Origin of the sequence: Myxococcus sp. AB056, assembly GCF_006547365.1 — a bacterium.
GTDB classification, from domain to species: domain Bacteria; phylum Myxococcota; class Myxococcia; order Myxococcales; family Myxococcaceae; genus Myxococcus; species Myxococcus virescens.
Window position 1 is genome coordinate 19625 of record NZ_VHLB01000036.1, and the last position, 24494, is coordinate 44118.

General features: G+C 65.9%; 20 protein-coding genes. 13 read left to right on the forward strand and 7 right to left on the reverse strand.

Going from position 1 to position 24494, the window contains the following annotated elements:
• Window positions 1-10: 10 nt before the first annotated feature.
• The 8 genes from FMP39_RS17490 to FMP39_RS17525 all read left to right on the forward strand — a co-directional run bounded on the left by FMP39_RS17490 (window position 11) and on the right by FMP39_RS17525 (window position 9032).
• The gene (locus FMP39_RS17490; RefSeq protein ID WP_141591511.1) at window positions 11-436 is read left to right on the forward strand and encodes a phage tail tube protein; all 426 of its coding nucleotides are present in this window, start codon (window positions 11-13) and stop codon (window positions 434-436) included.
• Between the two features lie 37 nt (window positions 437-473).
• Window positions 474-857, forward strand: a complete 384-nt coding sequence (locus tag FMP39_RS17495; protein ID WP_141591512.1) for a phage tail protein — start codon at window positions 474-476, stop codon at window positions 855-857.
• A gap of 200 nt (window positions 858-1057) precedes the next feature.
• On the forward strand, window positions 1058-3643 hold the full coding sequence (locus FMP39_RS17500) for a hypothetical protein (protein WP_141591513.1): 2586 nt from the start codon (window positions 1058-1060) through the stop codon (window positions 3641-3643).
• An 8-nt stretch (window positions 3644-3651) separates the two neighbouring features.
• Window positions 3652-4485, forward strand: coding sequence for a hypothetical protein (locus FMP39_RS17505; protein ID WP_141591514.1), 834 nt, complete (start codon window positions 3652-3654; stop codon window positions 4483-4485).
• A 3-nt stretch (window positions 4486-4488) separates the two neighbouring features.
• Window positions 4489-6879 (forward strand): fibronectin type III domain-containing protein, encoded by a 2391-nt coding sequence (locus FMP39_RS17510; protein ID WP_141591515.1) that lies wholly within the window; start codon window positions 4489-4491, stop codon window positions 6877-6879.
• A 93-nt stretch (window positions 6880-6972) separates the two neighbouring features.
• Window positions 6973-7479 carry a hypothetical protein gene (locus FMP39_RS17515; RefSeq protein WP_194858440.1) on the forward strand — a complete coding sequence of 169 codons (507 nt, stop codon included), beginning with the start codon at window positions 6973-6975 and terminating at the stop codon, window positions 7477-7479.
• A gap of 14 nt (window positions 7480-7493) precedes the next feature.
• The gene (locus FMP39_RS17520; RefSeq protein WP_141591516.1) at window positions 7494-7775 is read left to right on the forward strand and encodes a hypothetical protein; all 282 of its coding nucleotides are present in this window, start codon (window positions 7494-7496) and stop codon (window positions 7773-7775) included.
• A 186-nt stretch (window positions 7776-7961) separates the two neighbouring features.
• On the forward strand, window positions 7962-9032 hold the full coding sequence (locus FMP39_RS17525; RefSeq protein ID WP_368667068.1) for a serine/threonine protein kinase: 1071 nt from the start codon (window positions 7962-7964) through the stop codon (window positions 9030-9032).
• On the opposite strand, the gene FMP39_RS17530 is transcribed toward FMP39_RS17525, so the two are convergent.
• Together FMP39_RS17530 and FMP39_RS17535 are read right to left on the reverse strand one after the other, a co-directional pair.
• Entirely contained in the window at window positions 9029-9388 is a 360-nt protein-coding gene (locus FMP39_RS17530) for a helix-turn-helix transcriptional regulator (protein WP_141591517.1), read from the reverse strand. The two genes, FMP39_RS17525 and FMP39_RS17530, sit on opposite strands and share 4 nt — an antisense overlap.
• Window positions 9381-9746 carry a helix-turn-helix domain-containing protein gene (locus FMP39_RS17535; protein WP_141591518.1) on the reverse strand — a complete coding sequence of 122 codons (366 nt, stop codon included), beginning with the start codon at window positions 9744-9746 and terminating at the stop codon, window positions 9381-9383. Before FMP39_RS17535 ends, FMP39_RS17530 begins: the two co-directional genes overlap by 8 nt.
• Before the next feature lie 182 nt (window positions 9747-9928).
• Here FMP39_RS17535 and FMP39_RS17540 point away from each other — a divergent pair, with 182 nt between their 5' ends.
• Complete coding sequence (locus tag FMP39_RS17540) at window positions 9929-11770, forward strand: serine/threonine-protein kinase (protein ID WP_141591519.1); 1842 nt, start codon at window positions 9929-9931, stop codon at window positions 11768-11770.
• A gap of 41 nt (window positions 11771-11811) precedes the next feature.
• Entirely contained in the window at window positions 11812-12723 is a 912-nt protein-coding gene (locus FMP39_RS17545) for a DUF2381 family protein (RefSeq protein WP_141591520.1), read from the forward strand.
• An 8-nt stretch (window positions 12724-12731) separates the two neighbouring features.
• On the opposite strand, the gene FMP39_RS17550 is transcribed toward FMP39_RS17545, so the two are convergent.
• Complete coding sequence (locus FMP39_RS17550) at window positions 12732-13589, reverse strand: hypothetical protein (RefSeq protein WP_141591521.1); 858 nt, start codon at window positions 13587-13589, stop codon at window positions 12732-12734.
• A 32-nt stretch (window positions 13590-13621) separates the two neighbouring features.
• Window positions 13622-15121: a reverse transcriptase domain-containing protein gene (locus FMP39_RS17555; protein ID WP_141591522.1), complete on the reverse strand. Its 1500-nt coding sequence runs from the start codon at window positions 15119-15121 to the stop codon at window positions 13622-13624.
• Between the two features lie 668 nt (window positions 15122-15789).
• Here FMP39_RS17555 and FMP39_RS17560 point away from each other — a divergent pair.
• Window positions 15790-16746: a pirin family protein gene (locus FMP39_RS17560; protein ID WP_141591523.1), complete on the forward strand. Its 957-nt coding sequence runs from the start codon at window positions 15790-15792 to the stop codon at window positions 16744-16746.
• A gap of 6 nt (window positions 16747-16752) precedes the next feature.
• On the opposite strand, the gene FMP39_RS17565 is transcribed toward FMP39_RS17560, so the two are convergent.
• Entirely contained in the window at window positions 16753-18708 is a 1956-nt protein-coding gene (locus tag FMP39_RS17565; RefSeq protein ID WP_228558072.1) for an ATP-dependent DNA helicase RecQ, read from the reverse strand.
• A gap of 186 nt (window positions 18709-18894) precedes the next feature.
• Between FMP39_RS17565 and FMP39_RS17570 the strand changes: the two genes are divergently transcribed.
• Complete coding sequence (locus FMP39_RS17570) at window positions 18895-20568, forward strand: amidase (protein ID WP_141591525.1); 1674 nt, start codon at window positions 18895-18897, stop codon at window positions 20566-20568.
• Window positions 20569-20721: 153 nt separating this feature from the next.
• A complete protein-coding gene (locus FMP39_RS17575) occupies window positions 20722-22200 on the forward strand; it encodes a glycoside hydrolase family 6 protein (RefSeq protein ID WP_141591526.1) in 1479 nt (492 codons plus the stop codon).
• A gap of 26 nt (window positions 22201-22226) precedes the next feature.
• Here the strand turns inward: FMP39_RS17575 and FMP39_RS17580 are convergent, their stop codons facing one another.
• Together FMP39_RS17580 and FMP39_RS17585 are read right to left on the reverse strand one after the other, a co-directional pair.
• Entirely contained in the window at window positions 22227-23690 is a 1464-nt protein-coding gene (locus FMP39_RS17580; RefSeq protein ID WP_141591527.1) for an MDR family MFS transporter, read from the reverse strand.
• Window positions 23691-23872: 182 nt separating this feature from the next.
• On the reverse strand, window positions 23873-24439 hold the full coding sequence (locus tag FMP39_RS17585; protein ID WP_141591528.1) for a hypothetical protein: 567 nt from the start codon (window positions 24437-24439) through the stop codon (window positions 23873-23875).
• Window positions 24440-24494 lie beyond the last annotated feature (55 nt).

Sequence of the window (24494 nt, forward strand, 5' to 3'; positions counted from 1 at the left end):
AGGTTCCCCCATGCCCGAGCCCCGAGAGGCTTTCTTCGACAAACTCTACCTCCGCGCCACGGACTCCGCACCTGAGGAGACAGATGCGCTGGATGGTGTCACCGAGGCCCCAGTCAACCGCGCCAAGGACACCGTCGACGCAAACTACTTCGGCGGCGACGGGTACAAACGCAGCAAGGGCACTCTCAAGTCCTTCACCGTTCCGCTGGCGGGCCACGTCTTCCGGGGCAGCGCGCCGCAGAAGGTGCTGCAAGACGCCTTCGAGTCTGACGCGACGGTTTTCTTCACCGTGATTGAGGATGAGGAGGCGGCTCCGGGCAGTCAGGGCCACCGCTACCCGGTGAAGGTGTCGTCCTACGAGGAAGGCCGCAGTGCGACGGACGTCGTCACATTCTCGGCCACCCTCACCGGCCAGGGCGCGCCCGTCGCGGTGTAGCCCGCCGTCCCATTCACCTTCACTTCAGGAGACTTCCATGTCCGCACCCGCCACGCACCGCAAGCCCCTGGGCACCCGCCGCGCGCTGCACAAGCGCGTCACCCTCGACGGCGCCGACTACGACATTTGCCTCCCCACCCTGGGGGAGAAGCTGGACGTCCTCTCGGCCTCTCGCGCTGCCGGGGAGTTGAGTGAAAGCCGCCAGCCCGTGGACGAGTCAGCCGGGATGATGATGATGGCCCGCATTGCCGTCTGTTGCGTCTACTTCCCGGGCACCGCCACGCGCGTCTTCACCGAGGCGGACGTGGCAGCGGTGAAGAACGAGCCCTGGCTGGAGGACGTGCAGAACGAGCTCGCCGCGGCCTTCGCGGGGCCGACGCTGGAGACGGCGAAGGGAAACTCCGAAGCCACCCCGAGTTGAGGGCCCTGCATGGGGTGGTGAAGCTGACGGGCCAGCCTCCTGAGGCGGTGCGTGGGTGGGCCTGGGAGGACGTCGTCCACCTGCTGGCCCTCTGCGACTTGGAGGCGGATGAGCTGCGCGCGGGCCGTGCCTGGGCCACGCCTCATTCCAATGGCCAGACGGTGACAACGGTTTTCAGGAAGCGTCCGAAGAGGTGAGGCATGGCTGGCGGCGGGCTGAAGGTGGGGGACTTGTACGTGGCGGTGACGGCCTCCATTGGCGGGGCCATGGCCAACCTCGGCAAACTGGTGAAGGGCGTGGAGGACGCGGCCAAGGCGGTGAAGAAGAAGGCGGGTGACGTGGCGAAGCTGGGCGCGGTGGTGGCTGCGGGCCTGGCGGGAGCGGTGGCCGCTGCCTCTCAGTCCAATGCGGCCATGGCGCAACAGGTGGAGCGGATGACGGCGCTCCTCTACACGCTGGCCGCTGACGTGGGAGACGCGCTGCTGCCGGTGGTGGAGCAGGTGGCGGACGGGGTGGAGCGCATGGTGGCCCGCTTCCAGTCCCTCGCCCCGGAGGTGCGGGCGTCCGCCCTGGACATGGCCGTGTGGGTGGCGGGAGCGGGGCTGGCCCTGGGCGCGGTGGGGAAGGTGGCGGGCGTCGTAGAGACGCTGGCCATGGGCATGGGCGCGCTGCTGAAAGTCCTCAACGCCCTCAATGCTTCCTCGGCCCTTGCCTCGCTGGCGGGTGCCATGGACAGGGTGACAGCGTCCATGGGCGGCATGGTGGCCTCGGCCCCCTCCGTGAAGAGCAGCCTGGCGCGGCTGGCCCTCTCCTTCGGGACGCTGCTGGTGCCGCTGGCCGCCGTGGCCGCCGCAGTGACGGGTGTGGTGCTGCTGGCGGGTAGCGTCTACGCAGCCTGGGAGGACAGCAGCACGGGCCTTGCTGACTTCTTCCGGGGCTTGGGCGCGCGGATTGGCGAGTGGGCCTCCCACGTCGTGGACGCCTTCTCCCGGGCCTTCTCCGCGCTGGGGGACTTCCTGCGCGGCATCGCCGCCACGGTGCTGGAGAAGGTGGCGTCCCTGGTGCGGGGCGTTTCTCGCATCCTGGAGCCGGTGGCCAGGGCGGCAGGCTTCTCCCAACTGGCGGACACCTTCCGGGACGTCTCCACCATTACGGGCAAGCAGCTCCTCGACACCCTGGGCGAGGGCGCCCAACTGCTATGGAGCGGCGCGAAGGAAACCGCCGAGGCCGTGGGCGCGGCTGTGGCGGGCGCGGGGCGGACCCTCGCCGAGGGCGCCGCCTTCGGGCTGAATACCAGCCTCGCGGGGGCCAAGAAGCTGGGGGCGGACCTTGCCAAGGCCCTCAACCTGGAGCACCTCACGGACAGGGTGCAGGCCCTCCTCGCCCAGCTGACGGGGACGTCCGCGCCGGGCAAGGCCCGAATCCGCAAGCCCACGGACAAGGCCGCCCTGGCAGCTGCCGCGAAGGAAGAGGCGGCCCGGGAGTCTGCGCTGGCGAAGCTCCAGGCCCAGGCCAACGAGGAGGCTCGCCGCGAGTACGTTGCCAGCGTGCGCGCGGATGCGGCTGCCGGTGCGGCTGCCTTCCGGGAGATGCGCCTGCAGGCCGAGGCCCTGGCCGACGCTGCGCGACAGGCCATGGAGGACGCACGCGCGGCCCTTACCGAGAAGTTCGCCTCCGCCTTCGGACGGCTGAATGGCCTCGTGGACACCTTCATGCAAGGCCTCACGGCGAGCGGCTCCGTGTTGGGTGGCGTGGCCGCCGTGGCTGGGGACTTGCTGACGCAGTCCGAGGGCTTCCGCGAGACGCTGGCCATTGTTGAAGGGCTCATTCAGCGCGTAGCGGACGCCCTGGGCGCCTTCCTCGTGCCGCTTCAGCCGCTGCTTGGCGCGGTGTCCGGAATCATTGACGCGGTGGTGTCGGTGTTGACGCCGCTCTTCACGCTGCTGGGGGACATGCTCCGCCCGCTGGCGCCGCCGCTGGTGCTCATCGGCCAGGTACTCCAGGGCCTCGCGCCACTCCTCCAGGTGGTGGGGCAGGCCTTCCTCGCCGTCATGGCGCCATTGCAGTTGATTGCAGGGCCGGTGCTGAAGGCCCTCTTCTCGGTGTTGAAGTTCGTTGGAATGGTGCTCCTCAACGTGGCGAAGGCCATTGGCTCCGTCTGGAATGCCGTAGTGGGGGCTGTGCAGAAAGTCATCCGCGCCATTTCCTCCCTCGTGGACTGGACGGGCTTCGACGGGCTGGAGAAGTTCGCCCGGAGCCTCAACCGGCTGCGCGTGGACACCGACGCCATGGGCGAGGCCCTCGACGTGCTGGGGGACACGACGTGGGATTCCGCCATGGCTCGGGCCGAGGAGACGGCGCGCGTTAGGGAGCACACGCAGGCCGTCTCCCGGGCCACCGAGGCCCTCACCAACGTGCCTTCCGCCTGGAAGCGGGCGCTGCGTACCTTCGAGGCCGAGGACTCGCAGACGGGGCCCACGCGGCCCCCAAGCCCCACCACGCCCGCGTTGCCGGAAGGGCCGAGGGAAGGCGAGCACGCGGCCTCGCCCATTACGTCCTTGCCGCCCCACCTGCTGGAGCTGCTGCTGCGCTTCTTCCCTGGCATGCGCTCCATGTTGCCCGCCGCCACGGCGCAGGGGGCCCCCGTCACCTACAACATTGTCGGCTACGACATTGACGCGGCCATGGAGGCAACACGCAGGGACGAGACGCTGCGCCAGCAGCGCGCGGACGTGCGCAACTCCGGCAGTCGTTTCCTGCTGACTTCTCGCTACTCCGCCACCTGAGGCCTCGCATGCCCGCACTCGCCCTCTCTGGGATTCCTCTGCCCGTGCTGGCGGACAGGGGGCTGACGTACACGCCGACGCTGCTGGGGGAGTCCCGTCGCGCCTTCTCTGGCTGGCTGCGCAGCAGTGAGCGCCGGGAGGTGTACAGCTACTCGGGCAACACGGGCCCGCTGACGCAGGAGGATGCCCGCGCGTACCGCGGCCTCCTCAAGGGGGAGGGGGACGTGTGGAGCTTCGACTCCGACTTGCGCAGCAGCGCCTTCCGCGCGCCAAGTGCAACGTCCGGGACGCTGGAGGCGGGAGTGTCTGGTGGCCGTTACGGAGGCTGCCTGCGTATGGCTGTCAACGCCAGTCTCACGCTTCCTACTGCGCTGGGGACGAAGTGGACGGTGGCCTACTGGTGGAAGCTGGAAGGGGGCAGCTGGCGGCACTACGTCCACCGGGCGGGCCATTTCATTTCCGACAACGGGCAACTCGACGCCCGGACGCCTGGCAGCGGCGCGCTTGAGGTGGCGACAGCTTCTCGGTTGCCGGGAGGGGTGGTGCAGTTGCGCAACCTGGGCGGATTCTCGGGAGGCATTTCCAACCCCAGCAACGCGGCGCTGCTGGTGGACGACTTGGTGGTGTTGCCTTGGGTGGCACCCGCCTCGTGGGTAGCGCCCTGGTACTCGGCGGGCCAGCCCTTCGGTGCGCCGTACCCGTACCACGTCGCCTCGGGCGAGGCCCTCTATGAGCCGCGCACGGTGCTGGGCCGGGTAGGGCAGGGCCGTGCCGTGGAGTGGTGGGAAGGCACCTCTCAGGTGCTGGGCCAGGAATTCGACTTCGAGTTGCAGGAGCGCTGACGCATGCGTCCACTCACGGCCTTTCAGGCAGCCCTCCTCACGAGCTCCGCAGGCTACTCGACACACCCACGCGTCTGGGTACGCGACGCGGCGGGTACGTACCGCAACCTGAATGCCCTGCTGGGCGCGGACTGGGTGCTGGGCGTGCGCATCAACGAGAAGGTGGACGCGCCCGTGGCCGAGGCCGAGGTGGCCTTGGTGCGTAGCGGGCCTGTCTCCCTCTCCCCGTTGCTGACGCAGTCACCGGCCAACACCAACGTCTCGGGCAGCTTCGCGCCGCTGCTGGCCGAGGGCGCCTACTTCCGCGTGGAGCTGGGCCTGGCGCCACTGCGAGGTACACCCCGCGAGGAGGACTACTTCGAGGTGTTCCGGGGCAGGGTGGACGAGGTGGACGCGGGGCCCGAGGAGTTGAAGGTGGTGGGCCGGGACTTGGGCGGACTCCTCCAGGACACCTTCATTGAAGTGGAGCGAGACTATGGGGACGACACGCACGGCGTGCCCGTCCAGGACGTCATTCAGGCCCTCTGCAATGACAACGGCCTTGCCTCCTTCGGCCTCTACACCCCCGTAGACCCGCTCTCCCAGCGCGGCCGGTACACGCAGAAGGTGGAGCCGGTGCTGGACGCGGCGCGCACGCTGGCCCAGCGCGTTGGCTGGGAGTGTCGCATGCGGTGGCGGGCGGACACCGGGGGCTACGCGTTGACGCTGTACGCCCCGGACAGACTCCAGACGTTGGAGGACTGGAGTTTCGGCCCGGACGAGTACGGGGACTTGGAGTCCGTGACGCGGCAGTTGGTGGACATCCGCACGGATGTCGAAGTCGTCTACAGCGACTCGCGCGACTTGGACGCCTCGGGGACTGCGAAGCGCAAGAAGGTGACGGCCAGCAACCCGTCTGCCCGTGCCCAGGTTGGCCGCAGGTGGATGCAGTTGGCGGAAGGTGCCGCCAGCAACATTGACACCGAAGCCGAGGCGCAGCGACTCGCGGACGCCGCGGTAGCCGACCTCTCGGTGTCACCCCTCACGGTGGCCATGACGGTGGACCCGCACCCCGGCCTCGAGTTGGGGGACGTGGTGCTCGTGCTGCCGGACGGCGTGCGCTTGGATACGGCCCACTCCCTGGCCGTGCAGGAGTTGGAGTTTCAGTGTGCCGTGGACGGGACGGCGCGCATGAAGCTGGTGCTGCGCGGCCAGCCCTCGACGTCGGTGCGCGAGTGGCTGGAGCGAGACGCCCGGCCCGGCGTCGCACCCAGCGCGCCCTTTACCGGGCCCGCCGCGCCTCAGGGCATGCGGGTGACACCCACGGTTAGCGGCTTCTCTGTGGCGTGGACACCCGCCGCGACGGGCCCCGCCTGGGAAGAGTACGAGTTGCACACCTCCCGGACAGCAGGCTTCACGCCCTCGGGGGCAACCTTCACGGCCCGGGGAAAGACGACGCGCTTTCAACTCTCCGACTTGCCGCCGGGGACGACGTACTTCTGCCGGGTGGTGGGGCGAGACACCAAGGGCAACGTGGGCGCGCCCTCCGAGGAGGTGTCCGTCACCACGGGCTACCTGACGCCGGCCTCCTTCCAGCCAGCGGTAGCGTTTGGTGACTCACCGCCCAATGCGGACTTCGAGTCCTGGAGCAGCGAGGCCATGCCTCCGGACGCGTGGACGCTCGCGGTGGGCCTGTGGGGCGCACATGCGCAGGTGACAACCGACGCGTACACAGGTGGGCGCGCCGTGAGGCTGGTGGCGAACGGCACCCGTCTCGACTCGCAGGCGATGATTGCCAGGCCCGGGGACAAATACAGCGTGGACGTCATGGTGCGGGCCGCGCAGTGGGGCACTCCTCTCTTCGTGCATGTCGTTTGGTACGACGGAGCCTTCAACCTCCTGAGTGTCGCGACGACAAGCCGGACGCTCGCGAGCAGCGAGTGGCAGCGCCTCACCGGTTTCCACACCGCGCCCGCCGGGACGCGCTACGTGCAGGTGCGCCTTCTGACGGAGTCGACGGTGGGCAGTCCGTGGCTTTACGTGGACTCGGTGAGGCTGGAGCGCATTGGAGGCCTCGTGGAGCCCTGGGCCACCATTCGCACCGGCCAGTTGAATGACTTGGAGAATGGCTGGACACCCTGGGACGTGAATGGCTGGCCGCTGGGGTACTACAAGAGCAGCGACAACGAGGTGGCCATGCGTGGTCTCGTGCGTCCAGGGACGGTGGGCTACGTGAATCTCCACCGGCTGCCAGCGGGCTACCGCCCCAGCAGCCCGCGCGCCTTCACCGTGCCGACGAGTCACGGCCTGGGCCTCGCGCAGCTCAACCCCGACGGCGGCTTGCAGGTGTACTCGGTGCCAGCGGGGACGGCCTGGGTGAGCCTGGACACGGTGCGATTCCGGGCGGAGGCGTAGGGGCGGACCACGGCCGGAAAGCGTCCCCATTGAGGAAGGAGAGCGGACTGCCGCGCGGCATGGCGCCGTGCGGCCCGCGTGAAAGGCCTTCCCATGCTTCGTCCTTCCTTCCTCCTGATTGCAGCCTTCGCCCTCGCTGTGCCCGCCCTGGCCGCCGAGGTGTCTGGTGTTCCGGACCCGGGCCACGTCGAGGAGTTCGCTCGTCTCGTCTTTGATGCCGTGACGACGCGGAACTGGGCCCTCGTCGCGTCGCTGGTGGTGGTGGCCCTCGTTTACGTGCTGCGCCGCTTCGGCGGCGAGTTGCTGCCGGTGCTGCGCACGGCGAGGGTTGGCGCCGCGCTGGCGGTGGGGGTGTCCATGGCGGGCGCGGTAGCCAACGCGCTGCTGGCTGGAGCGCCTTTTTCCTGGGGGCTGCTACTGAAGGCGCTCGGCATTGGCCTCGGGGCTGCCGGTGGGTTCTCTGTGCTGAAGGCTCTTCTCTTTGGTGGCGAGGCGGTGGAGCGGGCCGAGGAGGTCGGGGCCGTGGCGGCTGGGGAGATTACGGGCAAGGCCATGGCGGTGGCCGCGTTGGAGCAGCTCCGCCGGGACGGCAAGCTGTGAGGCCGCTGGGGTTGGTGCTGACCCTGCTTCTCTCCGGGGGCGTGCGTGCGGAGGGCGAAGGCCTGGACGTGGCCCATGCCACCGTCACGCTCCAGGATGGGCGCACGGTGGAAGTCTCCGAGGGCTGCTGGCTGTCCACGTCGCGGTGCGTGGACACAGCTCAGGAGGTGCGGCGCCTTCATGCGGAGAACGAGGCGCTGCGCCAGCACTCGGGCGACGTGCCGCTGGTGAAGGTGCTGGTGGCGTTAGCCCTTGGGGTGGGGCTGGGCTTTACCGTGGCGCAGTTCGCGCAGTGAGGGCGTGAATCTATAAAGTTCATGTTCTGTGGACTTTATGGATTCATCTCGTTGAGAATCCTCGGGAGCCCACTCATGCCTCCCGAGGACCGCATGCCCGCCACGACGGACAGTGACAGACGCCCCGCGCAGTCCCGCGTTCTCCCTCCACTCCCGACTCCAAAGACTCCCCAACCTCTCTTCACGGTGGGCGGCGTCCGGTACGAGGCCGTATGCGAGTTGATGCGGATGCCCACGGGGGAGGCGTTGCTGCTGGCTCACCGTTACGCACTGGAGGAGGAGTCTCCGGGACGATGCCTCGTGCGTCGTCTGCCCAGTCCCTCTACCCACGAGGAGCGAAAGCGGCTCTCTGATGAGATTCAACTGGCCTTCCGACTCAATCACCCCAGCATCGCTCAGGTTTTCCACCTGAAGATTCACCAGAACACGCCTCACGTTGTCATGGAGCACGTGGACGGACCGTCGCTGGACACGTTGGTAAGCGCGGGCGTAGCGCGGCGGAAGCCCGTGTCCGAGGCGTTGGCCCTCTACATCGGCGCCGAGATTGCGGATGCTCTTCACTACGCCCACACGTTGCGAGGCGAGGACGGCAAGCAACTGGGCATCATCCACCGGGACGTCAACCCTCGGCACATCTACCTGGGGGCGCACGGCGGGGTGAAGCTCGCCAACTTCGGTGCCGCGTACTCTCTCATGGTGGGCCGGCTTGAATCCCCCGCGAATCTCGTCCGGGGTGACGTGGCCTATGCCTCTCCTGAGTACCTGGAGCGCCTGCCGTTGTCCCCGGCCTCGGACGTCTTCAGTTTGGGCGTGGTGCTCGTGGAGTTGCTGACAGGCACGCACCTCTTCGACGTGGAGGACGTGCCTTCGACTCCCAAGGGGATGAGTCCCCTCCTGGCCGAGCAGATTCCTTCCCTGCCGCTGACGCAGATGCGAGTGCTGCTCTCCAGCTTCAGTCCGACGGATGTGGAGACGGCGGTGGGGGGGCTGTCAGCGGATGTGAAGGACATTCTCCACACGGCTCTGCGCGTCGTCCCGGGGGGGCGCTTCGCCACGGCGGCGGACATGGGGGCCGTGCTGCGAGCGGCGCTGACGAAGCGGCATCCCACGTATGGGCGCCAGGATGCCCAGGTGGAAGTCGCCCGCGTTGTCGCGGAGGGGAGCTGCCTGCGAGACGTGGTGGAGTTCGGTGAGGGCGGCCTCTACCCAGAGGGGCTGGACGCGCACGAACTCGAGGCGCTCGCGAAGGAAGACTAGCGAGTCAGGACGGTGGCGACGTGGAGGAGCGCGTCCAGCTTCTCCGCGTCCAGCTTCCGCGCGAGCGCTAGCAGCCGGCGCAATTCGGGCGTCTCGGCTTCTAGGGCAGGGGAGCGTGGCTGCTTCTTCCCTGTCCCCCGAGGCGTCGTGCCCAGCAGGGCTTCGGGGGAGATGCCCAGCGTCAGGCCGAGGCGGTGGAGGACGGGGACACTGGGCAACACCTTTCCCCGCTCCAGACGCCCATAGGCGGGCTCCACGAGGCCCACGCGCTCGGCCACCTCTGCGCGCGTCATCCCCAGCTTCTCCCTCGCTTCACGCGCAACCGTGCCGATGGTGATTGCCAGCTCTTCATTCATGGAACGTCCCGAGGGAAAGGAGGGCGAGCATCGCTCGGGCCCGAGTCTCGTCCAACTGCCGCACTCGGTAGAAGAGGCGACGACGGGCGGGCGAGTCCGTGTCGGGAGGCATGGCGCGGGTGTGGCCCATCAACTCGTTGGGCGACGCGTCCAGCACCTCACACAGGCGGTGCAAGGTGGGGACGCTCGGCAGCATTTTTCCGCGCTCCAGACGGCTATAGACGGCGTGGGCAATCCCCAGGTGCCGGGCGACTTCGGCTTGCGTCAGTCCCAGACGGCTTCGCGCGGCGCGTGCGGCGGGGCCGATGAAGGTGGCGAGTTGCTTGCGAAGTTCGTGGGCGGCGGTGACTTCTTGCATGCCTTCTTCCTAGTGGAATTGAATGCCAGACGTCTAGCCACTGATGCTGGATGTCAGAAGTCAATCGGCATAAGTCGGCCGAAAGGTGGGACTCCCTACAGGGTAGTCCATTTGGTAGGGTGCGCAGCCAGTTGGGAGGGTGCGCATATGAGCGAGGGCCGGAGGGCCGGGAGACGGACGTCGTGAGGCCGCGTGGGCCTGCCTTCGCGGCGCTCGCGCCCGGTGCTCAGGTAGTGGGCTACACGGTGGAGCGTCGGCTGGGCAGCGGCGGCTTCGGTGCCGTGTACCTCGCACGGTGTGAGGGGCAGGCTTACGCGCTGAAGTTGGTGGACTTGGCACGCGTGGGTGCGCGGGTCGAGCGCGAAGTCTCCATTCTGCTGAAGCTGAGTCACCCCAACGTGGTGGGCATTCACGGCTTCGGGAAGTGGCCGGTGGCGTCTCCGGAGTTCGGCGTCATTGTCATGGAGTACGTGGCAGGGCGGCAGTTGGACGTCTGGGCGTCCGAGGAGAACCCTTCCGCGAGGCAGGTGGCGCGCGTCGTGCTGGACGTGGCGCGGGCGCTGGAGGCTTCACACCAAGCAGGGGTTCTCCACCGTGACGTGAAGGAAGCCAACGTCATGGTGCGCGCTGCGGATGGCGCGGCAAAGTTGGTGGACTTCGGCGTAGGGGACTACGCAGGCGCGCCAGGAATCACGGCGGACATTCTTCCGCCCGGAACACCTGAGTACCGCTCTCCGGAGGCGTGGAGCTTCTTCCGTCAGAACGCGCGTGTGCCTGGGGCCATCTACACGCCGGGCCCCTCGGACGACTTGTGGGCTTTGGGCGTGGTTCTTTACCAACTCCTCACCGCGCGGCCTCCCTTCACGGGGGACCATTTCACGCTGGCGGATGTCGTCATCTCGAATGATGCGCTTCCTCCACGTCAGGTGAACGAGCGTGTGCCTTCGTCGCTTAGCGACGTGTGCATGCGGCTGTTGGAGAAGTCGCCAGCCGCGCGGGTGCCGAGTGCCGGGTTTTTGCGTGCTGCGCTTGAGGAGTTGCTGCAAGGGGCGGACGCCACGTGGGACGTGCCGTTGTGCGACGTTCACGGCGAGGACACAGCGACGACGGAGGGCGGCAGGGACACTCTCGACAAGTGGGTGAACGAACCGATTCACCGCCCGCGGCGAGGCAAGCGGCCGAAGATGGAGAGTCCGCCCTCGCTGGTGGTGCGGATTCCCTCGCTGGAGGAGAAGGACTCCGCAACGGAACAGCCTTCGAGGTCTGCGCCGGCCTCCCGAAGTTGGGGCGCGGCCGCTCTGGCGCTGCTCTTGGTGCTTGTCGCTGTGGTGCTGGGGTGGAACTGGCGGACGTCACGCGGCGCGGTGGCCATGCCGCCCCGTCAGGAAGTAGCGCGTCCCGGGAGTTCGTCCCAAGCTGTCCACGCCGCAGCTCCCCCTTCCGTCAAGGAGTCCACCCCTGCGGCCGTCGCTGCCCCTGCGATGCTCCCCGAGGCCACAACTGTGAAGATGGAGAAGACCGAAATCCCGACGCCACCGAAGCCCCCCAGAAAGGGTGCGGGCGTTATGAGCAGAGCGATTGTTGCGGTGGCTGCATGCACAGGGTTGGCGTGCCCTGGTGCGCAGGTGCGTTCGCAACCTCCCCATGAGCCGTGCCCAGAGGGCGCCGTCGAGGCGATGGAGAAACGGGGCGTAGACGTGGGCGACGACCACTTCGTTACGTTCCCGGTGAGGAAGCCACAAGTCATCACTGTGGCCGAGGGCTCAGCGGAGTTGCAGCTACTCACTGATTGGAAGCGCATACCGGACAACACAGTCTTCACTGGGAGGCTCTTCGTTAGTGACCGCGTCTATGGCCGCTTCACTCATGCCCGCACTCCCGATGGTAAGCAGTTTCCTGTGTGCCTGGAGCTGCAATCCGAGTCTTTGGTGAAGGGGTTAGAGAGAAAGCCGGGAGATGACAGTCCTACGTCGGCGCGTGTTTTCACCAGTGCGGCAGTGAGGGCGGTAGGCGAGTTTGAGTGACGCGGCGTGTGCGAGATGCCGCATGAGGGAGTCGCAGACGGATGCAAGCAACATCATCGGTCGTTCTCCTGTGGCTCTTGCTGATGGCCTGGAGTGCGGCGGCCCAAGGAAATTTGACGCCTGGGAGCGTGACTCGGCGCATCGAACTGGGCCCGAATAGCTCTGGAGAAGCGGTTGCGGTTGCCGTCAGTCCTGGGCTTTCCACCGTATTTCTCTTCGACTCCGAACTGGAGCAAGCGGCAGTCGACGTGGATACCCCGATGGGGTTTTCCATTGTCGATGTGGGGCGCATGACACTGCGGGTGGTTCCCTCTGCGAAAATAGCTTCAGGAGAGAAGGTCCGGGTGTCAGTGCGGTTCCGAGATGGCGCAGCGCCTCCCGGGGCGTCGTTCTTGTTAACGGTCCATCCTGCACATGCGGACAGTCTTGTTGAGGTGTTCCGAAGTGCCAGAACTGTCGAGTCGTACCAACAGGAAGCCAGAGATGCGCGCGCCGAGACGCTACGGTGCCAAGAAGAGAACTCGCGCTTGGTGTCGGAGCACCGCACTCCGGGAGGACTCGCGGGGCTGCTCGCGGTTAGCGGCATCGATGGGACTGGTGTGGCTGGTCGGATTGTGACCGAAACGGTTTCTTCGGACCCAAAGAGCGCTCTCAAACCCTTCATCGTTCGAAGCTATCGGTCGAAGGACCGCGTAGCTCTTGAAGTTCTCCTGCGTGACCTGAGAGGGGAACAGCCATGGACGGCCAGTGGAGCTGCACTTCGCGGCCCTCATGGACTCGAGTTGAAGGTGCTTCGCGTATGGCAAGAAGCCCCCATTGTCTCGGGAGGCACTGGCCGGGTGGTAATCGAAGCGGAGGCAACAGCCGAATCTGCACGGGGGGGCTTCTCGCTCAAACTGTGGGAGTACGACGGACCCCGAACGGCCACGATTGGCAACGTTGCGTTTCCGTAGATAGAGATTTAGTTTTGGAATTTGCGGCGCATGGAGAATTCTTGGAATAAATTGGTTAATTCTTGTATCGAACTGCTCGGTACTACCTCGCGTACGGGTACTCTGATGATGCGCCCGTATCTTGCGGAGTAGACTCCCAAGTACTGGATAGTATCGCCTGCAGGTGTTCCATCAACTCCTCCGATTAATTGGAGGATATAGTATCCTGCAAGTTGCTTTATGTATTCTCTTGAAAATGCCCCGTTCTTTGTTGTCTTGATTTCGATCAAGCTGTCGTCGAACAAGATGTCCGCATCTGCGCCTCCGACCAGGGCTGAGGCGCGACCAAATGTCGGGTTGAGAATGCAACGCCATTGTGGAGTAAGGTCGCTCCAGGGAATGGCATCCATAAGGTGTCTAAGTTCCCTCATGTCATGGAGTTCAACTACGCCAAACCACTTTGGCACGATCCCTGAGCGTGCCAGTGAATCGATCTGTGCGAGTCGCAGGACTGCCTGTAGTAGGTCGTTGCTTAGGTCTCCGTGTTTCAAGTAGTCCGCATGTGCAAGTCTGGCTTGGTGAATGGCGCGTGTGGCTGTGTCAAGCGTTTTCTGTGCGGCAAGGAACTGCGTAGGCTTCTTCTGCTGTCGTGCCGAGAGTTTGCGCAGTCCTGTTTCGGCAACCCATTCTCGCGCAACTGCCAATGGAAACCGCCTCTGAAGATCAAAGCGCAAAAGATAATCAAATGCTGCGCCGATTAGAGGTGCGTTTGGCGATGAGGACGGCACAAGAGGGTGCGGACCGAAAGGTGGGATTCTGGGGAATTTAAGTAGGTGTTCGAGTCTGGGACCAAAATCTGGGTCGTGTAAAAACTTTGTCAGGCTCATTGTTCGTCTCGACAGATCGCCGGATTTGCCCTTTATGAGGTTGGTCCGCCCGTGTGACCTACGGCATTCGGACCATGTACTTCGGCTGCGCGCCGAAGAACATGAGCAATTTTTCGAAAACTAGGCACGCGCAGGCTTCCGATGGCGGGACTAATAAGGAACTGTTTGGGCTGGCCGTGCGGAAGTGCGGTTGGCAGGATTCCAGCCGACTGAAAAAGAGCTGCTCTTGCTCGTAGTGAAGTGTGGATAGTCCTGAGGAGCCATCCATCTAAGTGAATCAGCTGTGTCTCATCGTTGACAATTGGATAAAAACTCATGAGCCCCTTGTATCTCAGTTTGGGGATATCGCCTGTTAGGTTTTTCGCCAGCATCTCCTCTGTGAGGTCTCCGTACATGTAGCGCTGTATCTGGGCGATCGTTGTTTTGTAATCAAGATCGATGGTGGCTGTGACTCGGGCGGGTACGAACTGATTTTTGTGAGGTTGTTCGAGAAGGTTGGTGTAGATGAGTTTGGAGATGTGGTCTTTGATTCGAGTGGCGCTGCTCTTGCGGATGCCAATGGTCTGAGCGTTGACTCTGTAGCCAATGAACTCGACATATCTGGCGCTGTTAAGCTCAGTTGCTGCACCTTCATTTGTAAGTAACCTGATACCGGGGGATTTTTTCATATTGACTTCGACCCCCATTTCCTGTGCCGCCTCCGTAAGGACTATTACTGCGCGACAAAGTTCTGCATAGTCGTCAGACCAAACGATCGTGTCATCGGCATATCGGGCGAAGTCAACCCGTAGGTTCTCAAGACGTCGATCGAGGGGGTGTGCTGCAAGATTGGCAAGGAAGAGAGAAGTCGAAACTCCTTGCGGAATGCCGCGGGTTCGCGGTGGTTCGTGCTGATTGCTGTATTGGCCCGTTTGGTGAGTGCTGCATGTGTAGAACGCGCGAATGATTCGCCGCTCTTCGTCGGTTATGTAAAAACGTTTGTCGCAGAGTGTTCTTTCGAGATGTTCGTGTGAGATTGATTCGAAATACTTTCGAAAGTCGTACTCTGCGATGAAGATTCGAGGGTGGCCTGCGAAGCTTGAGGCTAGGTGGATGACTGCATCATGTACCGAGAGGTCGGTTCTGTAGGCAAATGACTTTGAGCTGAAGCGGCTTCTATTTTTCTTGAGTAGGCGCCGAAAGAGGATGCCTGCGACTGCCTGGTCGGCAACCTGGAAAACGGATACATCGCGCAAGGTTCCATCGCCTTTGGGGAATGCATAGCTGACTGCGGGCCTGGGGTGGTATTGCCTTGTTCTGATGGCCTTTTCGACGGCGTATGATATTGATTCGGCGTGCTTTCTGACGTGGTAAGGGTTGAATCCGTCGTCGTCACTCCAATATGCCGGCGTTTGAACTGTCTTGGTCCAGGGCACTCCTGAACGGTCTTGTCGTCGTTGTGTCTCTTCATGTAGATACAAGGCGTATCGCTGGTGGCGGGCAATGAGCTTTTGGGCTTCTTTTTGAATGGCTTTTAGGAATAGATTGCTCATCAGTCCTCTTAAAAAAGTGAGGCTGGCGAGCAGTGGTTTGCTCGCCAGCCTCGCCAACACCCTGTCGAAAAATTACCTTGTCAAGCATCCCTCATCGACTGAGGAAATTCCATCACAAGCCGAGTATGCCTACCCTGCTTGAGGATATGTCAGGCTGTTTATGCTCCCTTGGAGCACTTGTATTAGCGTAGGCCAGACTAGCTCTCCGAATCAACAGTGAACTCAGAATTTACAGTCCTGTTGAAGCGAAGTGGTAGTGGAGATCTTCTTTGAGATCGGCTCTTCGTTCGTTGGTACTGGGGAGTAGCGTCCAAGTGGCGTATTCATTTTTGCTGGAGGCGCAGGGGAGTTCCGTTCCATTGCAATGATGTGTTGAAATGTGGTTTATGGTGCGACCCCTGCGGTTTCGAGAAGGGTCTGAATCGGCCGGACCACTGTGCCCCCAATGTGCCCCTCCAGCGCGGTTTCAGGGGGGACCAGGGGGTACTGCACGGCACGAGCCGGGATGCCGATCCCGAGGAAAAACAAGGCGGTAGCGGGTAACTGCGCGTCCTGCTTGAGGTTTCCTACCGCCCTGCCCAGGGTTCGATCCCCGGCTCGTGCATGGACTCCGGGCGGCTCCCGGAGGAGGCTCGGGGGACGCACACCCGGTTTCCGGCAAGGTCTTCATGAACGCCACCTCGCGCCGCCGTTTCCTCCTTCAGTCGGGTCTTCTCGTGGCCGCCTCGGCCATCGGGTGTCGGCGCTCGGAGGCTCCCGCGGTCATCCTGCAGTCGCAACGCAATGTGGTGCAGACGCTTGAGGGCATCCCTGCGACGGACGGAGCCGGCGTTCGCTTGACGCGGGTCATCGGGCAGCCCGCGCTGCGGAACCTCGACCCGTTCCTCATGCTCGACCGGTTCCACTCCGATGACCCCGGGGCCTACATCAACGGCTTCCCGAATCACCCCCACCGGGGCTTCGAGACCGTCACAGTCATGCTCGAGGGGCGAATGCGCCACCGGGACAGCCGTGGCAACAGCGGGCTCATCGCCGGAGGTGGCTCGCAGTGGATGACCGCGGGCCGTGGTCTCATCCACTCGGAGATGCCGGAGCAGGTGCAGGGGTTGATGTCCGGCTTCCAGCTCTGGCTCAACCTCCCCGCGAAGGAGAAGATGTGCCCGCCGGCCTACCAGGACCACACGCCAGAGCAACTCGCGGAGGAGCGCCTGTCTCCCTCGGGGAGCCGTGCGCGTGTCATCGCGGGCAAGATGAACGGGCTCCAGGGCCCCGTGCGCGAGCGCCCCACGCAGCCGCTCTTGCTGACCTTGGCGCTCGAGGACGACCGTCCTTTCGAACTCGACACACCGTCGGGCCACACCGCCTTCGCCTTCGTGTCCACGGGCGAGGTCGACCTGGGACCTGAAGACACGTCGAAGCCGGTGCGCGAGGGCTCGCTGGCATTGCTCGGCCCGGGAAGCCGGCTTCGCGTGCGCGCGAGGAATCGCCGGAGCGAGTTGCTCATCGCCGCGGCGATGCCTCTGCGTGAGCCCATCGTCCAGTACGGCCCGTTCGTCATGAACACCCGCGAGGAAATCCAGCAGGCCTTTGACGACTATCGCGCGGGCGTGCTCGACCAGGGGTGATGGTCGTCAAGCCACGGCCGACTGGCCACAGAAGTCCAACACCTCCTCGAAGGGCCAGCCCTCCAGTGCGCCGAACAACTTGTGGCCGCCGAGCTTCGCTCGCGTGAGAGCGGGGCTGCTCAATCCGCAGAGGAACCTCGCGGCCTGCCTCGGATGCCCGAGTGACTCGGGATGTTTCGCGGCCAGGGCTCGGAAGCCCGCCACGTCGAGGCCCGCGGGCAGTGCCGGCCTCCGGCGCACCGCGGGAAGCACCTGGGCCTCTCCGGTCCGGCAGAAGGTGCAGTGCCCACACGGCTGCTCCCGCCGCTGACCGAAGTGGGCGACCAGCGCATTGGTCTGGCACCCCGCATGGGTGACGAGCTTCAGCACGTCCCGGACACGCGTGACCTCCTGGGCCTCGCGCTGCTGAAACCGCTGATGGAGGAGTGCCGTGAGCGCTGCTGCGTCCTCCTGGGGCCGCAGCCGTGTGAAGCGCTGACGCGGCTCGGAGACCTGGAGCAACACGAGCCCTTGTTCCTCGAGATATTCGATGGCCCGGACCACGCGCTCGCGGGGCTGCCGAAGCGAGCTCGCCACCTCGGCCGGGTCGAGCGAGTACCAGGTGCGTCCTTTCTTCGCCTGGGCAAACACGTCGCGCAGGAACTGCACCCGTTCGCCCTGGAAGCGCCCCACGAGCGCGTCAATGGGCATGAGCGGTTGCACCTTGTAGCCCGCGTAGTACGGCGTGCCTTGCCTCAACACGCCTTCGAGCTCCAGGTACGTCAGCGCCGTGCGTAGCACGAGCGGCCGCACATCATGCCGGGTGGACAGAGCAAACATGTCGACGCTCAGCTCGGGACCCAGGCCGAGCAACTCGGTCACCAGACTTTGAATGGCTTCCCGCGTGGGTGTGTCCCCGAGCGCGAAGTTCTCCAGGCTGGGGACGTCGTCCGGACACGCGAAGAGCTCCACCACCGATGGCGCTCCATCTCGCCCGGCTCGGCCGATTTCCTGGCTGTAGCTCTCCAGACCCTTGGGCAGGTTGTAGTGATACACGGCCCGTACATCCGCCTTGTCGATGCCCATCCCGAACGCGATGGTCGCCACGACGATGCCATTCGCGGAGGCCATCCAGGCTTCCTGCACCCGCTCACGGACCTCGGGCTCCAGTCCCGCATGGTACGCGCTGGCGGGGAGTCCTTCGGCGGAGAGGAACGCGGCCACACGCTCGGCGGTCTTCTGCTGCGTGACGTAGACGATGGTGGGGCCGGGCGCTCGGGAACCGAGCCGCCCGAGGAGGAGCGCGTCGCGGGCCTCGGCGTGAACCGGGGTCGTCTCCAGCGTGAGGTTCTGCCGGTAGAAACCCGTGACGACCGCGTTCTCCTCGGGGATGCCGAAGCCCTGGCAGATGTCTCGCACGACGGAGGGTGTCGCCGTGGCCGTGAGTGCGAGGATTCGCTCTGCCGACAAATCCCGCGCCGCCTTCGCCAGCTTCAGATAGTCCGGGCGGAAGTTGTGGCCCCATTCCGAGACACAGTGCGCCTCATCCACCGCGAACAAGGAAATGCGCAGCTCACGGAGCAGGGCGGTGAAGCGCTCGTTGTTGAAGCGCTCGGGCGCCACGTACAAGAGCTTGAGCGAACCATCGCGCAGCGCCTTTGTGACTTCGCGTGAGTCGTCCACCGACAGCGAGGCGTCCAGCCGCGCGGCACGAATGCCCTGTCGGGCCAGGGCGTCAATCTGGTCCTTCATCAGCGCGATCAGCGGGGAGACGACCACCGTGATGCCCTCCAGCAGCAGCGCCGGAAGCTGATAGCAGAGCGACTTGCCGCCACCTGTGGGGAACACCGCGAGCGCCGCGGCTTTCGGACCGAGCAGCGCATCGAGGACCTCACGCTGGCCAGGGCGGAAGTCCGTCAGTCCGAACCGCTCGCGCAGAACGGTATCGAGTGAGCTGTGTCGTGCGCCATCTGCCCCGTGCATGAAGCTCCTCCAACTCGCGAACTCCGGCAACCCACGCCCTCCATGGGCCCTGTCCAGCGACTCCGTCCCTGCTCACCGGGGGAAGAGCGTAGCCACGAAGTCCACGAAGACGCGAACGATGCGTGCCGCTGAATTGGCCACCATCGCCCATGCGGTATCGCCGGCTGGGGGATAGGCTGCGGCGCCATGACCTACCAACGCAATCCCGTGAAGGCGCCCCGTGTGTCGGGCCTGGCGCTCAAGGCTTTCGTGAACGCGCTCGAGAGCGGCGTCGGGTCGGTGATGCTGGACAAGCTGACGCGGGACAGCGGCATCGAGCGATGGCGTGAGCTCCCGGCGGGGGATGCGCCGCCGCTCCAGTTCCCGTTGCCCCAGGGCACCGCCGCCACGGAGCCGCAGACACCCACGGAGCAGGCCGCGCGTGCCATCGCCGCGTCCGCCAGTCCACCGGAGCGTGAGAGCGTCGCGGCCTATGTCCGCGCCTACCGCGAAGGCGCCACGGACCCGGTGGCCGTGGTGAATCGAATTCATGAGTCCATTGCCCGGATGGACAGTGGGAAGCAGCGCCTGGGCTTGTTCATCGCCCGCAAGCCGGACGAGGTGCACCGGGCCGCGGAGGCGTCCTCCGAGCGGCTGCGCGAGGGCCGTCCGCTGAGCGTGCTCGACGGCATTCCCGTCGTGCTGAAGGACGAGGTCGACCTGGCCGGGTTCCCCACCACGCTGGGCACGCGGTTCCGCACACAGGTGGCCGCCGCGGACTCGACGGTGGCGGCCCGGCTCAAGGCCGCGGGCGCCGTCATCCTCGGCAAGGCCAACATGAATGAGATTGGCATCAACCCCATCGGGTTGAATCCCCACCACGGCGCCGCTCGCAATCCCTGGGACACGGGCCGCATCACCGGTGGCAGCTCCAGTGCCTCCGCCGCCGCCGTGGCCGCGGGCCTGTGCCCCTTGAGCATCGGTGCCGACGGCGGTGGTTCCATCCGCATCCCCGCGGCCCTGTGCGGCATCGTGGGGCTCAAGGCGACGTGGGGCCGCATCCCGGAGACGGGCGTGCCCCCGCTGTGCTGGAACGTGGGCCACGTGGGGCCCATGGGGCTCACCGTGGACGATGTCGCCGCGGCGTATGCGGTGCTCGCGGGGCCGGATGGACATGACCTCGTCTCACAGGGACAGTCGGCGCATCACCTGTCTGGCTACGAGGATGATGGCCTGAGCGGCGTGCGGCTGGGCATCTGCTGGGACTACTTCGAGGACGCCGACACGGACGTCGTCGCCCGCTGCAAGGAAGCCGTGGCCGCGCTGTCGGCAGCGGGAGCGCGCGTGGTGGAGATTCCGCCTCCCGACCTCAACACCGTGCTGTGGACGCACAGCTGCATCATCCTGAGCGAGATGTCGGAGGTGATGCTTCCCCACGTGAAGGCGCATCCGTCGGAGTTCGGGCTCGACACGCGAACCAACCTGGCCATTGGCCGGCACTTCCGGGCCACGGACCTGGTGCATGCCCTGCGGCACCGGCACCGCCTGACGCGTGAGCTGCTCGCGCAGATGGCGGGCGTGGACGTCCTCGTCACGCCGACGACGGCCACCACGGCGCCCCTCATTCCGGAGGCGGCGCTTCCGGATGGCGAGTCGAACCTGCCTGTCGTCGATGCCCTGATGCGCTTCGTGCGCCTGGCCAACCTGACGGGTTTCCCCTCGCTGTCGGTGCCAGCCGGCTTCGACGAAGAGGGGCTCCCGGTGGGGGTCCAGCTCACAGGCCGCCCCTACGAGGAGCACCTGCTGCTGCGTCTGGGCCGCGTGGTGGAGCAGGCCTCCGAGTACCGCGTCCCGCCTGTTCATCTGCGCGCACTTCGGTGAACGCTGCGGATTGAAGGGCTGAAAAACAAGAAAAACGTGTAAGTGTGGCGCCGCGTGCTCGCGGGGCCACCCACGGGCCACGCACTCGACACAGCCCGCGTCACTCCGGGCGCCGCTCCCTGGCGTCCTCGCGCGGGCGGGAGGAATGGCTTCGTGCAACCCAGTAACTCCGCCGGTTCGCCGTTTCGTCGCTTCACCGCTCCGGCCGCGCTGATGCTCGCGGCGGCCCTCACGACTGCCTGTGGTCCCTCGGAGCCGCCCGCCCCGGTGGAGGCCGAGGCGCTCGGCAGTCGCACCGACGCGCTGACCGAGCTCGTCTCCAATGGCACCTTCAACGGCGGCACCGTGTCGCCCTGGTGGAGCGGCCCCAATACGCAGTCCCGTGTGGAGAACGCCCGCCTGCGGGTGGACGTGGGGGGCGGGACGGCCAACCCCTGGGACGCGTTGATTGGCCAGGATGACATTCCGCTGGTGAATGGCCGGGCGTACACGCTGTCCTTCACCGCTTCTGCTTCGGTGACGACGACGGTCCGGGTGACGGTGCAGTTGGAGAGCGCGCCGTACACCGCGCCGCTGGACCGGCAGATTACGTTGGACGGCACGTCACGGCGCTTCACGTTCCCCTTCACGTCGACGCTGGCCACGCAGGCGGGACAGGTCACCTTCCAGATGGGAGGCCGCGCGACGGGGTTCAGCGCGTTCATCGATGACATCTCGCTCACCACGGAGGACGGCGGCGGAGGTGGTGGGCCGCTGTCGATGACGAACGGCTTCTACATCGACCCGAACTCCAACCCCGCCAACTGGGTCCGGGCCAACAGCGGGGACTCGCGCGCTGCGCGCATCCAGTCCTCCATCGCGAACAACCTGGCCGCACGCTGGTTCGCCGCATGGAGCGGAGACATCACCACGGCGGTGTCCAGCTTCGTCTCGGCCGCGGACGCGGCGGACAAGCTTCCGGTGCTGGTGGCGTACAACATCCCTGGCCGGGACTGCGGGAGCCACTCGGGCGGAGGTGCGGGGTCGCCAGAGGCGTACCGGACGTGGATTTCGTCCTTCGCCGCCGCCATTGGCAACCGTCCCGCCGTCGTCATCATCGAGCCGGACGCCGTCGCCCAGCTCGACTGCCTGGCGAACGATGCCGAGCGGCAGACGCGCATCAGCCTGATTCGCTACGCCACCGAGCAGTTCAGGGATCGCGCGCCGAACACGTGGGCCTACCTGGACGCGGGCAACGCCTTGTGGATCAACGCCGACACCATGGCCCAGCGGCTGGAGAACATGGGCGTGCGCAACGTGCGAGGCTTCGCGCTCAACGTGTCGAACTTCTACACCACCGCGCAGTCGGCCTCGTACGCGGGCTCCGTCAACAGCTCGCTGAACAGTCGGTACGGCTACACCAGGCCCTTCGTGGTGGACACCAGCCGCAACGGCAATGGCTCCAACGGTGAGTGGTGCAACCCCGCCGGCCGGAAGATTGGCACGACGAACCAGGTGGGCGTGGGCGGCGCGGAGATGACCCTGTGGATCAAGGTCCCCGGAGACTCCGACGGCCAGTGCGGCGTTGCGCCCAACACACCCGCGGGCACGTTCATGCCGGACGTGGCCCTGCGGATGATTGACGGCCTCTGAGCGACGCACGGGGCGCCGCACGGACGTCAGTGCGGCGCCACCACCTCGGTGGAGGACACCGTCGTGGTGCGCGACACCTTGGGGAAGAACAGCCCCGCGGCGAAGGCGGCCACGGTGAAGGCGCAGATCAGCCAGAAGTTGATGCTCAGCCCGGTGCCCAGCGCGCCGCTCAGCGTCGCCAGCAGGTCCGCGGGCAGGTCCTGGCCATGGTCGGGGCTCATCAAGGCGTTGGCCGCCGAAATCGGCACCGTCGGGTCCTTGAGGAGCTGCGACACCATGACGCCGCCCATCAGCCCCACGCCAATGGCGCCGCCGATGGTGCGGAAGAACATGTTGCTGGCGGTGGCCACGCCGCGCAGCTCCCAGCCCACGCTGGTCTGCACGGCGATGAGCAGCGCGGTGGACGCGAAGCCCATGCCGATGCCGAACAGGCCCATGGCCACCTCCGGCAGCAGCTTGGGCGCCTGGGGCCCCAGGAGCAGCGCCATCAGGGACGTGCCCACCACCGTCAATCCCAGCCCGCCCACGATGAGCGGGCGGAAGCCCGTCTTGAGCAGCAGCTTCCCAGCGACGAGGGCCGCCAGCGGCCAGCCGACAATCATCGGCGTAATCATCCCGCCGGCCTCGGTGGGCGTTCCGCCCAGGACGCCCTGGACGAAGAGCGGAACGTAGGTGGTGGCCCCGAACATCGCCGCGGAGAAGAGCGCTCCCGCGATGGAGGAGATGACGATGGCCGGCACCTTGAAGATGGACATGGGGATGATGGGCTCAGCCACCTTGCGCTCCACCGCGACGAAGGCCGCGAGCAGCACGGCCGCCACGGGCAGGCCCCACAGATTCACGCCCACGCCTTGCACGCCGACGAGCAGCGCCACTACCCAGCCGGTGAGCAGCGCGGCGCCCGCGTAGTCCAGCTTCTGGGGCTTCCGCTCCACGCGCTCATGGAAGTAGCTCAGGAGCAGGATGAGGCAGCCCACGCCCACCGGGACGTTGATGAAGAAGACCCAGTGCCACGTGAGGTACTTCACGATGAAGCCACCGGTGATGGGTCCGATCAGGCCCGCGATGCCCCACACCGCGCTGAACGCGCCCTGGACCTTCGCGCGCTCCTCCAGCGTGTAGATGTCCCCGATGACGGTGAGCGCCACCGGCTGCATGGCGCCCGCGCCCAGGCCCTGGAGCGTCCGGAAGCCGATCAACATGGCCATGGACGTGGACAGGCCACTGGCGATGGAGCCTACGAGGAACAACACGATGCCGAACACGAGCACGGGCTTGCGGCCGTAGAGGTCCGCCAGCTTCCCGTAGATGGGCACGGTGATGGTGGAGGACAGCATGTACGCGGTGAAGACCCACGCGTAGTGCTGGATGCCGCCCAGCTCGCCCACCACCGTGGGCATGGCCGTGGAAACGACAGTGGCTTCCAAGGCGGCCATGAAGAGGCTCAAGGCCAGGGCCAAGGTGGTGAGGGGACGATGAGTGGTTCGCATGAAGACGCCGGCGCGGGAGAGGCCCTCCTTAACGGCTGCGGGCGGGGGTCGCCAGCAACAAGCGGCCTCACGCCCCGAGTGGCCACTCAGCGTGCGGGCGCACACGGACTCGGAAACGAACGAAGGGCCAACCCCCACGTGCGTGGGAGCTGGCCCCGGGGGCTTCACCCGTCGATTCGGGATTACAGGCCGCGCATCAGCTGGGCCTGGGCGAAGGCCGCCATCTGCTGGGCGTTGAAGCGGCCCTCGGCGATGTCGCCCACCGTCTTGGCGCCCGTGCGGACCGTCTCCACCATGTCCGCCAGCTTGCCCACGGTGCCAGCCTTGCCGAACATCGAGGCAACGCCACCCAGCGGACCGCCAGCGACCATGGACAGCCCGTTGTCGATGAACTTGTCGACGAACGGCTTGGCGAGCTGGCCGATGCCGAAGGGCATCTTGTCCAGCAGGCCGCCAATCATGCTCTTGAGGGGGCCGGTGATGGCGCTCATCGCCTTGTCGACCAGGCCGGACACCTGGCTCAGCGCGCTGCCAATCTTGCCGGCGATGCCGCCGATGCTGTTCGCCAGGCCGCCTACCGCCTTGCCGATGCCACCCAGCGCCTTGCCGATACCACCCAGCGCGCCCGCGATACCGCCCGCCGCCTTGCCCGCCGCGTTGGCCGCACCTGCAGCGGCGCTCCGGCCAGCATTGCTCGCGCCATTCGAGCCACGGCTACCGTTCGAACCACCTGCGCCGCCAACGGACATGGGGGAAACCTCTATGAAAGGGGTGAATGTAAGGATTGTCGGGGAGCGTGGGAGA

Coding starts and splice junctions, on each gene's coding strand:
- FMP39_RS17490 (WP_141591511.1), top strand. CDS start 11: ATGCCCGAGCCCCGAGAGGCTTTCTTCGACAAACTCTACCTCCGCGCC.
- FMP39_RS17535 (WP_141591518.1), bottom strand. CDS start 9,746: ATGCAAGAAGTCACCGCCGCCCACGAACTTCGCAAGCAACTCGCCACC.
- FMP39_RS17560 (WP_141591523.1), top strand. CDS start 15,790: ATGAACGCCACCTCGCGCCGCCGTTTCCTCCTTCAGTCGGGTCTTCTC.
- FMP39_RS17545 (WP_141591520.1), top strand. CDS start 11,812: ATGCAAGCAACATCATCGGTCGTTCTCCTGTGGCTCTTGCTGATGGCC.
- FMP39_RS17510 (WP_141591515.1), top strand. CDS start 4,489: ATGCGTCCACTCACGGCCTTTCAGGCAGCCCTCCTCACGAGCTCCGCA.
- FMP39_RS17500 (WP_141591513.1), top strand. CDS start 1,058: ATGGCTGGCGGCGGGCTGAAGGTGGGGGACTTGTACGTGGCGGTGACG.
- FMP39_RS17565 (WP_228558072.1), bottom strand. CDS start 18,708: ATGCACGGGGCAGATGGCGCACGACACAGCTCACTCGATACCGTTCTG.
- FMP39_RS17530 (WP_141591517.1), bottom strand. CDS start 9,388: ATGAATGAAGAGCTGGCAATCACCATCGGCACGGTTGCGCGTGAAGCG.
- FMP39_RS17585 (WP_141591528.1), bottom strand. CDS start 24,439: ATGTCCGTTGGCGGCGCAGGTGGTTCGAACGGTAGCCGTGGCTCGAAT.
- FMP39_RS17495 (WP_141591512.1), top strand. CDS start 474: ATGTCCGCACCCGCCACGCACCGCAAGCCCCTGGGCACCCGCCGCGCG.
- FMP39_RS17555 (WP_141591522.1), bottom strand. CDS start 15,121: ATGAGCAATCTATTCCTAAAAGCCATTCAAAAAGAAGCCCAAAAGCTC.
- FMP39_RS17505 (WP_141591514.1), top strand. CDS start 3,652: ATGCCCGCACTCGCCCTCTCTGGGATTCCTCTGCCCGTGCTGGCGGAC.
- FMP39_RS17570 (WP_141591525.1), top strand. CDS start 18,895: ATGACCTACCAACGCAATCCCGTGAAGGCGCCCCGTGTGTCGGGCCTG.
- FMP39_RS17580 (WP_141591527.1), bottom strand. CDS start 23,690: ATGCGAACCACTCATCGTCCCCTCACCACCTTGGCCCTGGCCTTGAGC.
- FMP39_RS17550 (WP_141591521.1), bottom strand. CDS start 13,589: ATGAGCCTGACAAAGTTTTTACACGACCCAGATTTTGGTCCCAGACTC.
- FMP39_RS17515 (WP_194858440.1), top strand. CDS start 6,973: ATGCTTCGTCCTTCCTTCCTCCTGATTGCAGCCTTCGCCCTCGCTGTG.